Source organism: Halodurantibacterium flavum (genome assembly GCF_042681825.1).
GTDB classification, from domain to species: Bacteria; Pseudomonadota; Alphaproteobacteria; order Rhodobacterales; family Rhodobacteraceae; genus Halodurantibacterium; species Halodurantibacterium flavum.
In genome coordinates this window covers 476,745-490,417 of the sequence record NZ_JBHUGH010000003.1, presented here as the reverse complement: position 1 = coordinate 490,417, position 13,673 = coordinate 476,745, and the positions used below count along the sequence as shown (strand labels likewise).

Here is a 13,673-nt window from a genome sequence, read left to right as displayed (position 1 = left end):
GGCTGAAGGACTGGCGCCGTATCGCCACACGCTATGACAGATGCGCCACGACCTTCCTCTCCGCCGTCGCTCTCGCCGCAACCGTCATCTTCTGGCTTTGAAAATCAATGAGTCTGGAGCCTAGGGTTACTGTATGCATCGGAACTCGGATCGACAACTTCGCAACTATCTTGAGAGGTGAGCCGCCCCCCTAAGCCCACCCAAATGCTTCGCCCGTGGTCCGATGTCCGTCCGAACCTGAGCGGATGGCGGCTTTTTGGGGCATTGAGTTCCCGAGGCTGATTTCAGAACGGGAAGTTCGCGCGCAGAGCCAGAACCTTCCGGCATCCACTGCCTCGCGGAACCCATACCTGCACAGAGTGTTGCCCATGCGACAGGAGGGGCGGGGAGCATGGTGGAATTTCAAAAGGGTGATCGCGTCAGCTGGCGCTGGGGCAGTGGCCGCGGGGAAGGCGAGGTGGTGGAGGTCTTTACCCGCCGCGTGAGCCGCACCATCAAGGGGCGCAAGATCACGCGCAATGGCAGCGCGAGACGACCGGCCTATCTGCTGCGTCAGGGCGGCGATGGCTCTCGTGCCGGCGGGCATGTGCTGAAATCGGAGACGGAGCTTTCGCCGGTTCCCGGGTGAAAACCTCTCCCGCGTCGAGCGTATGTCACGGGGCCCGGGGGGCCGCATCCCGATGCCCCGCGCTTGCCTCACTTGGTCAGGATCAGTTTCCCGGCCTTGGTGATGCGAAGGGTGTAGATCTGATCGTTCAGGCGGATCTGGGCCTGAATTCCGCCGCCCGTCAGTTCCGTTGCGTCATGCAGCGGCAGGCTGGATACGGCGTGGGCGAGGTGGGGCTGGGTCACGATCATGTTCATGCGAGATCTCCGACGCGGTCGAGAAGATGTTCAATCCGGGCTTCCACCCAGGCTCCGTCAAAAAGCAGCCCCATCAGGGCAACCGGGCAGATCGCCGCCTGGCGTGCCCCGGCCGTCCGCGCGACGGCGGCGACGATAGGCGTGGTGCCTGTCTTTCGTGTCATCCTTGTCTCCTGTCGCTGTCCCGGGCTGTCACTGGCTTGGGTCTGTTGTAATAGCTGACAGAAAGACTTTGATGAGTCAATCCTGATTGTTTAAGTCGGAATTGGTCCGCCGACCGGCTCGGGCGGAACCCAGCTGTCGATTGCGGCGACGGCGTCTTCGGCGGTCTCGACAAAGCGGAACAGGCCGAGGTCCGCCTGCGAGATCGTGCCCGCCTCGGCAAGGGCATCCCAGTTGATGATGCGTCGCCAGAAATCCTCGCCGAAGAGAAGGAAGGGCAGGGCGGCCATGCGACGGGTCTGAATCAGCGTCAGCGCCTCAAAGAGTTCGTCCATCGTGCCAAAGCCGCCGGGAAAGACCGCGATCGCTCGCGCGCGCATCAGAAAATGCATCTTGCGCACGGCGAAGTAGTGAAAGTTGAAGCAAAGCTCGGGCGTCACATAGGGGTTCGGTTCCTGTTCATGCGGAAGAACGACGTTAAGGCCGATGGAAGCGCCGCCCGCATCCTGGGCGCCACGATTGCCGGCCTCCATCACGCCGGGGCCGCCGCCCGTCACGATCACGTCCTCTTTCCCGCCCGAGGCGAGACTGCGCAGCGTCATGATCCGGGCGAATTCCCGCGCCACGTCATAATAATGCGAAAGGCCGGCCAGCGTCGGCGTGCGGGCGCGGGCACGCGCCGCGGGTTCGGGTATCCGCGCCCCGCCGAACAGGACGATGGTCGACATGATCTCGCGCTCCGCCATGATCAGTTCGGGCTTCATCAGTTCCAGCTGCAGCCGGATCGGCCGCGTTTCGGGTCGCGTCAGAAAGTCGTCATCGGCAAAGGCCAGCCGGTAGGCGGACGCCCGCGTCTGCGCCATGTCCGCGCGATGCTCCGCGGCCTCGATGTCCTGCTGGGAATCGCGCAGGGGGTGGCTCATGCCGTCTTTGGTCATCCGTGGTCCTTTCATTCTGGTCTGAACCTAGGCCGTTGCGGGGGCTGTCGCCAGTGCCAGTGCCTGTGGCCGTTGCGCCAACGGGGGCGGTCGTCTATAGCCTGCGCAACGTCAAGGAACAGTGACCGGAGGACCGGATGTCGAACGCCGCATTGGAAACCGCCATCGAGGCCGCATGGGATGCGCGCGACACGATCACCCCCGCAACCACGGGCGAAACCCGCGACGCGATCGAGGCGACGCTTGACGCGCTTGACGCCGGGACGCTGCGCGTGGCCGAGCGTCGGGCGGATGGTGGCTGGCATGTGAACCAATGGGCCAAGAAGGCGGTGCTGCTGGGCTTTCGCCTCAAGGACATGGAAGAGCAATCCGGCGGTCCGCAGGGCGGCGGCTGGTGGGACAAGGTCGACAGCAAGTTCAAGGGCTGGGGCAGCGCCGAATGGAAGGCCGCTGGCTTCCGCGCCGTGCCGAACTGCGTCGTGCGGCGGTCGGCCTATGTGGCGCCGGGCGTGGTGCTCATGCCGTCCTTCATCAACCTCGGCGCCTATGTGGACAGCGGCACGATGGTCGATACCTGGGCGACCGTGGGGTCCTGCGCCCAGATCGGCAAGAACGTGCACCTGTCCGGCGGCGTCGGCATCGGCGGCGTGCTGGAACCGATGCAGGCCAATCCGACCATCATCGAGGATAACTGCTTCATCGGCGCCCGGTCCGAGGTGGTCGAGGGCGTGATCGTCCGCGAAGGCTCGGTACTGGGCATGGGTGTGTTCATCGGGCAGTCGACCAAGATCCTCGACCGGGAAACCGGTGAGGTGATGTATGGCGAGGTTCCGGCCGGTTCGGTCGTCGTGGCAGGGTCGATGCCCTCCAAGGGGGGCGTTCACCTCTATTGTGCGGTCATCGTCAAGAAGGTCGATGCGCAGACCCGGTCCAAGACCTCGATCAACGAGCTGCTGCGCGACTGATGGAAAAGCCCAGGCGCCCGCAGCAGGTCTACACGCTGGTGGTCGAGGTCGGCCGGCGCGACGGCGACGGTCTGCCCGACAAGGCGACGGGCGCCGCGCTCATGTGCTATGCCAGCGGGGTCGATGAGGCCGAGGCCGTGCGTGAGACGGTCGCGATCCTCAAGCAGGCGGAGCTCGCGCCGCTCGATGTGACGGGTTACGGCACGCTTGAGGAACGGCTTGGGGCGGGCGAGGAAATCGACGACGAGGAACAGGCGCTGATGCGTCGCGCGCTTGATGAAAACTCGGTCATCGTGGCGCAGATGACACCCTTTTTCAACTGAACCCGTTCATTCTGACCAAGGCCGCCGCATCCGCCGCTGCCCGCCGATTTTCAATGAGGAAACCATGCCCGTCGATCCTGTTGCGCTGACTGCCGACCTGATCCGCTGCCCCTCTGTCACCCCGGAGGAGGGCGGGGCGCTCCGGCTGCTGGAACGGATGTTGTCCGAGGCGGGCTTTGCCTGCACGCGCGTCGATCGCGGCGGTGTGCCGAACCTTTTCGCCCGCTGGGGTCAAAAGGGGCACCCCCGCAGCTTTGGCTTCAACGGTCACACCGATGTGGTGCCGCCCGGCGATCTGGCGGCCTGGACAACCGATCCTTTCGGGGGGGAAGTCCGGGGCGGGCTGCTTTACGGGCGCGGGGCGACGGACATGAAATCCGGCGTGGCGGCTTTTGTCGCGGCGGCCATCGACCATGTCGGCGACACCCCGCCTGACGGCGCGATCCTTCTGGCAATCACTGGCGATGAAGAGGGGCCGGCCCGCCACGGAACGGTCGCGCTTCTTGACTGGATGCGGGCCGAAGGCGAGGCGATGACCTGCTGTCTGGTGGGCGAACCCACCTGCCCCGACCGGATGGGCGAGGCGATGAAGATCGGGCGGCGCGGGTCCATGACCGCGCGCCTGTTGGCGCGGGGTGTTCAGGGCCATTCTGCCTATCCGCACCGGGCCAAGAACCCGCTGACGGCCATGGTGCGCCTGCTCGACCGGCTGGCGCAGCACGAACTGGACAGCGGGACGGACCATTTCGACCCCTCGACGCTGGCGATCACCACAGTGGACACCGGCAATCCCGCCACCAACGTCATTCCGGCCGAGGCGCGCGCGACCGTCAACATCCGCTTCAACGACACGCATACGGGCGCCTCGCTGACGGAATGGCTGTGGCAGATGGCGGATGGCGTGACGGGGGAAACCGGCGTCAGCTTTGACATCCAGGCCGAGATTTCGGGCGAAAGCTTTCTGACACCGCCGGGCGCGCTGTCGGATCTGGTGGCCGACGCGGTCGAGGCGGAAACGGGGCTGCGCCCGGTTCTTTCGACATCAGGCGGAACCTCGGACGCACGCTTTGTCAAGGATCATTGCCCCGTCGTGGAACTCGGGCTGGTGGGCAAGACCATGCATCAGGTCAATGAACATGTGCCGGTGGAACAGGTGCATCAGCTCAAGGCGATCTATGGGCGTATTCTGCGCCAGTATTTCGGCTAGCCCCTCCGTCCGGCTTTTTCCCCAATGACGGCGGGCGGGCGGCGTGCTACCTGTCGCCCATGCGCATACCGACCAAAGAAGAACTCCGCACCTGGATCGCCGAAAACCCCGGGCTGACCGCCAAGCGCGATATCGCCAAGGCGTTCGGGATCAAGGGGGCCGCCCGGATCGATCTCAAACGTCTGTTGAAGGAGCTGGAGCAGGAAGGCGTCGTCGAACGCCGCCGCCGCAGTTTCCGTGACGCGGACAAACTGCCGCCGGTCAGCATCCTTCAGGTGCAGGCCCCGGATGCGGCAGGCGATCTCTTTGCCATCCCGCTGGAATGGCAGGGCGATGGCACGCCACCCCGCGTGCTGTTGCAGGCGAAAGAGGGCGATATCGCCCTGGGCGAAGGCGACCGCATCCTTGCCCGTGTGGCCGAGGTCAGGGACGCCGACCATGCCTATGAAGGGCGGCTGATCCGGCGCATCGGTACGAATCCGCGCCGCATTCTGGGCATTTTCCGCAAGGCGACCGAGGGCGGGCGGATCGTTCCCATCGACAAGGGTGCGGATGCCGAATGGCGCGTTGCAGCCGGTGCGACGCTCGACGCGCAGGATGGTGAACTGGTTGAGGCCGAACAGGCCGGCCTTCGCGCGCGGATGGGCCTGCCGCAGGCGCGGATCGTGGAACGGCTGGGCGATCCGTCGGCACCGAAGGCCGTATCGCTGATCGCCATTCACCAGCATGGCATCCCCGACGCCTTTCCGGATGACGCGATTGCGGAGGCCGATCAGGCCCGCCCCGCCCCGCTGGGAAGCCGGGAGGACCTGCGCGATCTGCCCATCGTGACGATCGACCCCGCCGATGCCCGCGACCATGACGACGCAGTTCTGGCGCAGGCCGATGATGACCCCGGCAATCCCGGCGGTTATGTCGTCTGGGTCGCGATCGCGGATGTGGCGCATTATGTCCGCCCCGGTTCGGCGCTGGACCGGGAGGCGCGGCGCCGGGGCAACTCGACCTACTTCCCCGACCGTGTGGTGCCGATGCTGCCCGACCGCCTTTCGGGCGATCTTTGTTCGCTGCATGAAGGGGTGGCGCGTCCCTGTCTCGCCGTCCGGATGCAGATCGACGCCGAAGGGAACAAGATCCGCCATCGCTTTGCCCGGGCGATGATGAAATCGCGCGCCTCGCTCAGCTACGAAGAGGTGCAGGCGGCGCGGGACGGGCAACCGAACGAGCGTTGCGTGGAACTGCTGGAGCCGGTCATCAACCCGCTTTACGCCGCCTATGCCGCCGTGACCCGCGCGCGCGCCAAACGCCAGCCGCTGGACCTGGACCTGCCCGAACGGCGGATCGAGCTTTCGCCCGAGGGCAAGGTCACATCCGTCGCCTTTCGGGAAAGGCTGGACGCCCACCGCCTGATCGAGGAATTCATGATCCTCGCCAATGTCGCAGCGGCCGAGGAACTGAACCGCCTGCGCCGCCCGCTACTGTTCCGGGTGCATGAGGAACCGAGCCCCGAAAAGCTCGCCGCCCTGCGCGAGGTCGCCGAGGCATCAGGCTTTACGCTCGCCAAGGGACAGGTGCTTCAGACGCGCCACATCAACAACCTGCTCGCACAGGCGCAGAACACCGAGTTCGATGAGCTTCTGAACATCACCGCGCTGCGGTCCATGACGCAGGCCTATTACAACGCCGAGAACTTCGGGCATTTCGGCCTCGCGCTGAAGAACTACGCGCATTTCACCTCGCCCATCCGGCGTTACGCGGACCTGATCGTGCATCGTGCGCTGATCGCGGGGCATGGCTGGGGCGATGACGGGCTTGCTCCGGCGGAAATCGAGCGGCTGGACGAAACGGCCAAGCATATCTCGGACACCGAGCGGCGGAGCATGGCGGCAGAACGCGACACGACCGACCGCTATCTTGCGTCCTACCTGTCCGAGCGGGTCGGCAACGAGTTCGAGGGGCGCATTTCCGGCGTCGTGCGCTTTGGACTTTTCGTCAAGCTGACGGAAACTGGCGCGGATGGGCTGATCCCCGTCCGCAGTCTGGGGCGCGAGTATTTCCAGTACGACGCCCAGACCCAGACCCTGCGCGGAGAGCGGAGCGGCATGAGGCTGGGCGTGGGCCAGCGCGTGACGGTCCGCCTGGCCGAGGCGGTGCCGGTGACGGGCGGCCTGGTGCTTGAACTGCTGAGCGTGGACGACAAGGATATCCCGCGCGGTCCGCAGGGGCGCCGAGGCACGGGGGGTCCGCGCAAGCCGGGCGCCGGCCGGGCCAAGGCTGACAAGACCAAACGGAAGGTTGAACGCCGGCGGCGCGGATAGACTGCCGCCTTGTTTGCGCTGAGGCACCAATCCGGGTTAGGATGGTGTTAATCAAAAACAACACGGGCAGGTGTTCAGATGCGCAGGACAGTGATCGCGGCGGGTATGGTTGGTCTTTTGCTGCCGGGCTGTGGCTTTGGCGGTGCGGTCGACCGTTCGGCCCGGCCCGAGGCGCGCCCGCAGGCGCCGGCCGGCCAGTCGCAGCCGGGCAGCCAGTCGGGGTTCAACCGCTGGGTCGAGGGGTTCCGCTCCCGCGCCCTGTCGCAGGGGATCGCCCCGGCGACCTTCGACCGCGCGTTCCGCTCGGCAAGCTTCATGCCGAGTGTCGTGCGAAACGACCAGAACCAGGCTGAATTCACGCGCGCGATCTGGGATTATCTCGACAATGCCGTGTCGCCCACCCGCATCAACAACGGGCGGGAAAAGCTGGCGCAGCACGCGCAGGCCCTGCAGGCGATCGAGGCCCGCTATGGCGTCGAGAAAGAGATCGTCGTCGCGATCTGGGGGATGGAGAGTTCCTATGGCAGCTTCCGGGGCACGACGCCCATCATCCCGGCGCTGGCGACGCTGGCCTATGACGGACGGCGCGGCGCGTTCTTTGAGGAACAGCTGATCGCCGCGCTGCGGATCGTGCAGGCGGGCGACATCAGCCCCGAGGGCATGACCGGCAGCTGGGCCGGCGCCATGGGCCACACCCAGTTCATGCCGACAAGCTATCTGGAACATGCGGTCGATTTCACCGGCGACGGGCGACGCGACATCTGGTCGGACGACCCGCGCGACGCGCTCGCCTCGGCGGCGGCCTATCTTGCAAACGCGGGGTGGCGGCGCGGTCAGCCCTGGGGGGTCGAGGTGCAGTTGCCGTCGGGCTTTGACCACCGGACGACGGGGACGTCCCGGCCGGCCGCGGAATGGTCCCGCATGGGTGTCACGCTGGCCTCGGGCGGGGCGGTGCCGGATCATGGCGCGGCCGAGCTTTTCCTGCCGGCAGGCGCGCGGGGGCCGGCCTTCCTCACATTCGCGAATTTCCGGGTCATCAAGCGCTACAATTCGTCGGATTCCTACGCGATGGGGATCGGTCATCTGGCCGACCGTCTGCGGGGCGCAGGGCCGTTCCGGGCCGAGTGGCCCCGGGGCGACCGGCCGCTCAGCAGCGCCGAACGGCAGGAGCTTCAGCGGCTTCTGACGGCGCGGGGGTTCGACACGGGCGGGGTGGATGGCCGGATCGGGCCGAACACGCTTGCCGCCGTCCGGGCCTATCAGGTGTCTGCGGGGATCACCGCCGACGGCTATGTCTCGGCCGATCTTCTGGCGCGGCTGCGGCGGGGCTAGGGGCAGGACTGGGGATCAGCCCTCGGCCAGATGGGGCTGGAAATGCGCGATGACCTGCGCATAGGTCTGGCGCTTGAAGGGGACGATGCTGTCCAGCAGTTCCCCCGCGCCAAGCCAGCGCCATTCCGAAAACTCGGGGTGTTGGGTGGCGATGTCGATGGCGGTATCGTCACCGGTCAGACGCATCAGGAACCAGCGCTGGCGCTGCCCGCGATAGCGTCCGCCCCAGACCTTGCCCACCAGATCGTCGGGCAGGTCATAGGGTATCCATCCGGGGGTTTCGTCCAGTACCTCCACCAGCGCGGGGTCCACGCCGGTTTCTTCCCATAACTCGCGCAGGGCGGCGGCCTGTGGCTCCTCGCCCTCGTCGATCCCGCCCTGCGGCATCTGCCAGGCGGGAACGTCACTGTCGATGCGCTGCCCGGCAAAGATCTGGCCCTGGGAATTGACCAGCATGACGCCCACGCAGGGACGATAGGGAAGGGCTGCGATCTGGTCCGGGGTCATGCGTGATCTCGCCTGGGGGGATGTGGGGCGCATCGCTGCGCCCCCTAGGTCGCTCGTCTGCGGCCGTCAGTCTGCCGAGGCCCGGACGCCGGGCGACAGCGCGCTGAGGCCCTTGAGGATGTCGATCGCATAGGCGAGCTGATAATCCTCCTCGCGCAGGCGCGCGGCCTCTTCGGCCTTGCGCTCTTCGGCCTCCATCTGCTCGCGCTCCGCATCGCTCATGCTGTCATTGAGAAGCGAGCCGCGCAGTTCCGCCTCGGAGCGGGTGTGGAGCGGGTTTTCCTCCTCCTCGCCGTCGGCGTCGCGGCGCGCGGGCTGCTGCACGATGATGTCGGGGGCAACGCCAAGCGCCTGGATGGACCGGCCCGACGGCGTGTAATAGCGCGAGGTCGTCAGCCGCATCGCCCCGTCACCCCGCAGCGGGATGACCGTTTGCACCGATCCCTTGCCAAAGCTCTTGGTGCCGATGACGATCGCGCGGCGATGATCCTGCAAGGCGCCCGCGACGATTTCCGAAGCCGAGGCCGAACCGCCATTGATCAGCACGACGATGGGCTTGCCATTGGCCAGATCGCCGGCAGTCGCGTTGAAGCGCTCACCCGCCTCGGGGTTGCGGCCACGGGTCGAAACGATCTCTCCCTGATCGAGGAAGGCGTCCGAAACCCGGATCGCCTGCGTCAGAAGCCCGCCGGGATTGTTGCGCAGATCGAGGACAAAGCCGTTCACATTGTCGATGCCGCCTGCCTCCTCGACGGCCTCGCGCAGGCCTTCTTCGAGGTTCGGAAAGGTCTGGTCGTTGAAGGTCGTGACGCGCAGGACAACCGTGTCGCCCTCAAGCCTTGTGCGCACGGCGGTCAGGCGGATCGTGTCGCGGACGATCGAGACATCGAACGGCTCCGACCGGCCCTCGCGCACCACGGTGATGACGATTTCGGAGCCCACGGGCCCGCGCATCATCTGGACCGCCTGATCGAGCGTCAGGCCAAGCACCGATTCGCCGTCGACATGGGTGATGAAATCCCCGGCCTCGATCCCGGCCAGATCGGCGGGCGTCCCGTCCATGGGCGAGACGACCTTGACGAAGCCTTCCTCTTGCGTGACCTCGATGCCCAGGCCCCCGAACTCGCCGCGGGTCTGCACGCGCATGTCGGAAAAATCCTCGGGCGGAAGGAAGCTCGAATGCGGGTCGAGCGAGGTCAGCATCCCGTTGATGGCGGCCTCGATCAGTTCCGAGGGTTCGACCTCTTCGACATATTGCGCCCGGATGCGTTCGAAGATGTCGCCGAACAGGTCGAGCTGCTGGTAGACCGAGGCATTGCGGCTGGCTTCCTGCGCCACGAGCGGCCCTGCGACCTGCGTGGCGAGCACGGCCCCCGCCAGGGCGCCACCCGCTGCGGCCAAAACGAATTTCCTCATCCCGTCCTATTCCCCCGTCTGTGCGAACCATACCGCCGGATCCGTGGGGCGGTTCAATCGTCTGATCTCGACATAGAGCGTCTCGGAGCCGTCAGGCTCTGCGCCTGCCTGCGCTTCGGCGACGAACTCTGCCGCGCTGATGGCCGAGCCCGGCATGAGGCCAAGCGGACTCCCCTCCGGGACAACCTGCCCAAGCTCACCATAAAGGACGTCCATCCCGGCAAGCACGAGGAAATATCCGCCTTCCGGCTCCAGAATCATCACATTTCCGTAGTCGAGCAAGGGACCCATGTAGCGGATCGTGGCCGGCGCGGGGGCCGTGACCAGCCCGCCCGCGGGCGCCGCGATGAGGATGCCGGGGCGGCTGGTGCCGGCGGCGTCGGGCTCGTTGAAGCCGCGCAGAATGGGGCCGTTGACCGGAAGCGGCAGATCCCCCTCACGCGCGCTGAAGGGAAGCGGCAGGTCCTGCGGTCCGATCTGCGTGTCGGACAGAAGGTCGGAAAAGCTGTCGAGCGTGTCGATGCTCTGGACGATCAGGCGCAGTTCATCCGGGCGTTCGGCGAATTTCTGCGGCAGGTCCCGCCGTTCCGATATGGCCTGGGCAAGGGCGGTGCGGGCCTCTTGCGTGGCGTGCAGACCTTCCTCCAGCGTGATCGCCAGGCTTTCCTGGAGCCGGCGCAGACCGGCGACTTCCTCCAGATCGCGGCGCAGGGTCTCGGCCTCGGCCTGCAGCGCGGGGGCGACATCGGACAGTATTATTCCGGACCGCGCGGTCCCCACCGGACCCGTCGGGTGCAAAAGCAGCATCGGGCCCGAATTGTTCTCCATCGTGGTCATGACGGCGACCAGCCGCGCCACGCTGTCGCGCTGCGTCTCCCAGTCCTCGCGGATTGCGGCCTCGCGCAGCGAGAGACGCCGCAGCCCTTCGCGCACCGCGACCAGACCGTCCTCATAGGAGCGGATCGTGCGGGTCAGGGCGGCAACGCGGTCGCGGTCATTCGCGGCCTCTTGCAGCGCGCCGATGGATGCGGCGAGATCCCGCGCCGCCGCCCGGGCCATTTCGGCCGCATCCTGACCGGTCTGGCCATGGGCGGCCGACAGCCCGAGCGCCGTGGCAAGGAAGGCGGCGATCAGGCGCTTCATTCGATCAGGCTTTCGCCGGTCATTTCGGATGGCTGCGGCAGGTTCATGAGGCGGAGCAGCGTCGGTGCGACATCGGCGAGCCGCCCGTCCCGCAGCCTGCTGCCGGTCGGCCCGCCGACCAGAATGGCCGGAACGGGGTTCGTCGTATGCGCGGTATGGGGGCCGCAGGTCGCCGGGTCGATCATCATCTCGCAATTGCCGTGGTCGGCGATGACCAGCATCGCGCCGCCCGCGGCCTCAAGCGCGGGAACCACACGGGCAAGGCCGCGGTCTACGGCCTCACAGGCCGCGATGGCCGCCGCAAGCGAACCGGTATGCCCCACCATGTCGGGGTTCGCGTAGTTCACCACGATCAGGTCGTAGCCCTTGCCGATCGCGTCGACCAGATGGTCCGTCACCTCGACCGAAGACATCTCGGGCTGCAGGTCATAGGTCGCCACCTTGGGGCTGCGCGGCATGAAGCGGTCCTCGCCCGCCTCGGGCTCTTCCTTGCCGCCGTTCAGGAAGAAGGTGACATGCGGGTATTTCTCGGTCTCGGCGATGCGGAACTGGCGCAGGCCATGCTGCGCGACCCAGGCGCCCAGCGTGTTCTGGATATCGCGTTTGGGAAAGGCCGTGGACATGTAGGCGTTGTGCGCCTCGGAATATTCGACCATGCCCAGAAGCGCCGTCCATGCGGGGCGCGGCCCGGTGTCGAACGCCTCGAAATCCGGGGCGCCGATGGCGGCGAGGATTTCGCGCGCCCGGTCCGACCGGAAGTTGAGGCAAAAGAACCCGTCGCCATCCCGGGCCCCGGTATAGGTTCCGATCACGGTAGGCTGGATGAATTCGTCGGTTTCACCACGCCCATAGGCCGCCTCGACCGCCGAAAGCGCATCGGGTGCAGAGGCGTCGCCCCGGCCGTCGATCATCGCGTGATAGGCGCGGGACACACGGTCCCAGCGATTATCGCGGTCCATCGCGAAATAGCGCCCCGTGACCGTGCCGACCACGGTGTCGCCGGGCATCTGCCGCGCCAGGTCCGACACAAAGTCCCGGGCCGAGCTTGGCGCCACGTCGCGCCCGTCGGTGATCGCGTGGACGACAACCGGCACGCCGGCCCCGGTGATCGCGCGGATCGCGGCAAGCAGATGGGTTACATGCCCGTGGACACCGCCGTCCGACACGACCCCCATCAGATGCGCCGTGCCGCCCGTCGCCTTGAGCCGTGCGATGAAGTCCATGAGCGCGGGGTTGGTGGCAAAGCTGCCATTTTCGACCGCGAGGTCGATTTCCCCCAGATCCATCGCCACGACCCGACCCGCGCCGATATTGGTGTGGCCCACTTCGGAATTGCCCATCTGCCCCGCCGGCAGGCCGACATCCGGCCCGTGGGTTACAAGCTGCGCGTGCGGGCAGCGCGCCATCAGCGCGTCAAAGGTCGGCGTCTGCGCCAGCAGCGGCGCGTTCCCTTCGGCGGATGGACTGATCCCCCAGCCGTCAAGAATGCATAGGACGACAGGTTTCGGAGGGGTCATGCGGTCCTCTTGCTCTGGCTTCGCCCCTCGTTCTACGGCTGACGAAGGGCAAGGGCAACACGAAGGGCAAGGCTGGGCTTGCGGGAATTGGCCGACCGCGGCGACGCCCCGGATCAGGCCCGGGTGATTCAGGTCCGGTGATAGGGGGCGCCTGCGAGGATGGAGCTTGCGCGATAAAGCTGTTCCGCCAGCATGACACGAACCAGCATATGCGGCCAGACCATGCGCCCGAAGGAAAGCGCGAAATCCGCGCGGTCGCGCAAAGACGGATCAAGCCCGTCCGCCCCCCCGATCAGGAACGCGACATCGCCGCGCCCCGCATCGCGCCAACCGGCCAGTTGTCCCGCAAAATCAGGAGAGCTGAGCGTCCGTCCACGCTCATCCAGAACGCAGCAAACCGCCCCGTCCGGCAGCACGCGCGAAAGAAGCTGCGCCTCGGCGGCCATTCCGCCACCCTTCTTGTCCTCGACCTCATGGACCTGCGCGGGGCCCAAAAACAGGCCGCGCCCCGTGCGGTCAAATCGGGAAAGGTAATCGTCCACCAGATCACGCTCGGGGCCCGCCCTCAGGCGTCCCACTGCACAGATATGAACGCGCATCCGGCGACCCTGACCTTTTGTCCGGTCAGTCCCGCGCGGCCCGCGACGGCATCCACATCTTTTCGAGCTGATAGAACTCGCGCACCTCGGGCCGGAAGACATGGACGATCACGTCGCCCGTATCGATCAGAACCCAATCGCCGGTTTCCCTGCCCTCGATGCGGCTCTGGCGGCCGTGATCCTGCTTGAGCCGGTCCACCAGCTTTTCGGCGATCGCCGCGACCTGACGCGAAGAACGGCCTGAACAGATCACCATGTGATCGGCCATTTCCGACCGCCCGCGCAGACTGATCGAAACCACGTCTTCCGCCTTGTCGTCTTCGAGGGAAGCAAGGATATGGCCAAGCAGCTCATCGCTCGTCATCATATCCGACGGCGCCGTCAT

At 66.4% G+C, this 13,673-nt stretch carries 15 protein-coding genes and 1 pseudogene; 7 read left to right on the top strand and 9 right to left on the bottom strand.

Annotated features, from left to right (window positions below):
• Positions 1 to 101: pseudogene (locus tag ACFSGJ_RS06225) on the top strand (IS5/IS1182 family transposase); the annotation flags it as partial.
• Between the two features lie 290 nt (positions 102 to 391).
• A complete protein-coding gene (locus tag ACFSGJ_RS06220; protein ID WP_390260123.1) occupies positions 392 to 628 on the top strand; it encodes a hypervirulence associated TUDOR domain-containing protein in 237 nt (78 codons plus the stop codon).
• A 68-nt stretch (positions 629 to 696) separates the two neighbouring features.
• Here ACFSGJ_RS06220 and hemP read toward each other — a convergent pair whose 3' ends face one another.
• The 3 genes from hemP to ACFSGJ_RS06205 all read right to left on the bottom strand — a co-directional run bounded on the left by hemP (position 697) and on the right by ACFSGJ_RS06205 (position 1,964).
• Complete coding sequence (gene hemP, locus ACFSGJ_RS06215) at positions 697 to 864, bottom strand: hemin uptake protein HemP (RefSeq protein ID WP_390260122.1); 168 nt, start codon at positions 862 to 864, stop codon at positions 697 to 699.
• Positions 861 to 1,028 (bottom strand): hypothetical protein, encoded by a 168-nt coding sequence (locus ACFSGJ_RS06210; RefSeq protein ID WP_390260121.1) that lies wholly within the window; start codon positions 1,026 to 1,028, stop codon positions 861 to 863. Before ACFSGJ_RS06210 ends, hemP begins: the two co-directional genes overlap by 4 nt.
• A gap of 90 nt (positions 1,029 to 1,118) precedes the next feature.
• On the bottom strand, positions 1,119 to 1,964 hold the full coding sequence (locus ACFSGJ_RS06205; RefSeq protein WP_390260120.1) for an LOG family protein: 846 nt from the start codon (positions 1,962 to 1,964) through the stop codon (positions 1,119 to 1,121).
• Between the two features lie 137 nt (positions 1,965 to 2,101).
• On the opposite strand from ACFSGJ_RS06205, the gene dapD reads away from it, so the two are divergent.
• From dapD to ACFSGJ_RS06180, 5 genes are all read left to right on the top strand, one after another.
• On the top strand, positions 2,102 to 2,929 hold the full coding sequence (gene dapD, locus ACFSGJ_RS06200) for a 2,3,4,5-tetrahydropyridine-2,6-dicarboxylate N-succinyltransferase (RefSeq protein ID WP_390260119.1): 828 nt from the start codon (positions 2,102 to 2,104) through the stop codon (positions 2,927 to 2,929).
• Positions 2,929 to 3,252: a hypothetical protein gene (locus tag ACFSGJ_RS06195; RefSeq protein WP_390260118.1), complete on the top strand. Its 324-nt coding sequence runs from the start codon at positions 2,929 to 2,931 to the stop codon at positions 3,250 to 3,252. Before dapD ends, ACFSGJ_RS06195 begins: the two co-directional genes overlap by 1 nt.
• 64 nt (positions 3,253 to 3,316) lie before the next feature.
• Entirely contained in the window at positions 3,317 to 4,459 is a 1,143-nt protein-coding gene (gene dapE / locus ACFSGJ_RS06190; protein ID WP_390260117.1) for a succinyl-diaminopimelate desuccinylase, read from the top strand.
• A gap of 59 nt (positions 4,460 to 4,518) precedes the next feature.
• Entirely contained in the window at positions 4,519 to 6,774 is a 2,256-nt protein-coding gene (gene rnr, locus ACFSGJ_RS06185; protein WP_390260116.1) for a ribonuclease R, read from the top strand.
• A gap of 78 nt (positions 6,775 to 6,852) precedes the next feature.
• Positions 6,853 to 8,106, top strand: coding sequence for a lytic murein transglycosylase (locus ACFSGJ_RS06180; RefSeq protein ID WP_390260115.1), 1,254 nt, complete (start codon positions 6,853 to 6,855; stop codon positions 8,104 to 8,106).
• Positions 8,107 to 8,121: 15 nt separating this feature from the next.
• On the opposite strand, the gene ACFSGJ_RS06175 is transcribed toward ACFSGJ_RS06180, so the two are convergent.
• The 6 genes from ACFSGJ_RS06175 to rsfS all read right to left on the bottom strand — a co-directional run bounded on the left by ACFSGJ_RS06175 (position 8,122) and on the right by rsfS (position 13,655).
• Positions 8,122 to 8,613: an RNA pyrophosphohydrolase gene (locus ACFSGJ_RS06175; protein WP_390260114.1), complete on the bottom strand. Its 492-nt coding sequence runs from the start codon at positions 8,611 to 8,613 to the stop codon at positions 8,122 to 8,124.
• Between the two features lie 66 nt (positions 8,614 to 8,679).
• Positions 8,680 to 10,029 (bottom strand): S41 family peptidase, encoded by a 1,350-nt coding sequence (locus tag ACFSGJ_RS06170; RefSeq protein WP_390260113.1) that lies wholly within the window; start codon positions 10,027 to 10,029, stop codon positions 8,680 to 8,682.
• A 6-nt stretch (positions 10,030 to 10,035) separates the two neighbouring features.
• Complete coding sequence (locus ACFSGJ_RS06165; RefSeq protein WP_390260112.1) at positions 10,036 to 11,172, bottom strand: murein hydrolase activator EnvC family protein; 1,137 nt, start codon at positions 11,170 to 11,172, stop codon at positions 10,036 to 10,038.
• Positions 11,169 to 12,689 (bottom strand): 2,3-bisphosphoglycerate-independent phosphoglycerate mutase, encoded by a 1,521-nt coding sequence (gene gpmI, locus ACFSGJ_RS06160; RefSeq protein ID WP_390260111.1) that lies wholly within the window; start codon positions 12,687 to 12,689, stop codon positions 11,169 to 11,171. The genes ACFSGJ_RS06165 and gpmI overlap by 4 nt, the downstream gene beginning before the upstream one ends.
• Before the next feature lie 128 nt (positions 12,690 to 12,817).
• Positions 12,818 to 13,288 carry a 23S rRNA (pseudouridine(1915)-N(3))-methyltransferase RlmH gene (gene rlmH / locus ACFSGJ_RS06155; RefSeq protein ID WP_390260110.1) on the bottom strand — a complete coding sequence of 157 codons (471 nt, stop codon included), beginning with the start codon at positions 13,286 to 13,288 and terminating at the stop codon, positions 12,818 to 12,820.
• A gap of 25 nt (positions 13,289 to 13,313) precedes the next feature.
• Positions 13,314 to 13,655, bottom strand: a complete 342-nt coding sequence (gene rsfS / locus ACFSGJ_RS06150) for a ribosome silencing factor (protein ID WP_390260109.1) — start codon at positions 13,653 to 13,655, stop codon at positions 13,314 to 13,316.
• Positions 13,656 to 13,673 lie beyond the last annotated feature (18 nt).

Excerpts from the sequence above, each read along its gene's own strand:
- ACFSGJ_RS06220 (WP_390260123.1), top strand. The coding sequence starts at position 392 with ATGGTGGAATTTCAAAAGGGTGATCGCGTCAGCTGGCGCTGGGGCAGT.
- hemP (WP_390260122.1), bottom strand. The coding sequence starts at position 864 with ATGAACATGATCGTGACCCAGCCCCACCTCGCCCACGCCGTATCCAGC.
- ACFSGJ_RS06210 (WP_390260121.1), bottom strand. The coding sequence starts at position 1,028 with ATGACACGAAAGACAGGCACCACGCCTATCGTCGCCGCCGTCGCGCGG.
- ACFSGJ_RS06205 (WP_390260120.1), bottom strand. The coding sequence starts at position 1,964 with ATGACCAAAGACGGCATGAGCCACCCCCTGCGCGATTCCCAGCAGGAC.
- dapD (WP_390260119.1), top strand. The coding sequence starts at position 2,102 with ATGTCGAACGCCGCATTGGAAACCGCCATCGAGGCCGCATGGGATGCG.
- ACFSGJ_RS06195 (WP_390260118.1), top strand. The coding sequence starts at position 2,929 with ATGGAAAAGCCCAGGCGCCCGCAGCAGGTCTACACGCTGGTGGTCGAG.
- dapE (WP_390260117.1), top strand. The coding sequence starts at position 3,317 with ATGCCCGTCGATCCTGTTGCGCTGACTGCCGACCTGATCCGCTGCCCC.
- rnr (WP_390260116.1), top strand. The coding sequence starts at position 4,519 with ATGCGCATACCGACCAAAGAAGAACTCCGCACCTGGATCGCCGAAAAC.
- ACFSGJ_RS06180 (WP_390260115.1), top strand. The coding sequence starts at position 6,853 with ATGCGCAGGACAGTGATCGCGGCGGGTATGGTTGGTCTTTTGCTGCCG.
- ACFSGJ_RS06175 (WP_390260114.1), bottom strand. The coding sequence starts at position 8,613 with ATGACCCCGGACCAGATCGCAGCCCTTCCCTATCGTCCCTGCGTGGGC.
- ACFSGJ_RS06170 (WP_390260113.1), bottom strand. The coding sequence starts at position 10,029 with ATGAGGAAATTCGTTTTGGCCGCAGCGGGTGGCGCCCTGGCGGGGGCC.
- ACFSGJ_RS06165 (WP_390260112.1), bottom strand. The coding sequence starts at position 11,172 with ATGAAGCGCCTGATCGCCGCCTTCCTTGCCACGGCGCTCGGGCTGTCG.
- gpmI (WP_390260111.1), bottom strand. The coding sequence starts at position 12,689 with ATGACCCCTCCGAAACCTGTCGTCCTATGCATTCTTGACGGCTGGGGG.
- rlmH (WP_390260110.1), bottom strand. The coding sequence starts at position 13,288 with ATGCGCGTTCATATCTGTGCAGTGGGACGCCTGAGGGCGGGCCCCGAG.
- rsfS (WP_390260109.1), bottom strand. The coding sequence starts at position 13,655 with ATGATGACGAGCGATGAGCTGCTTGGCCATATCCTTGCTTCCCTCGAA.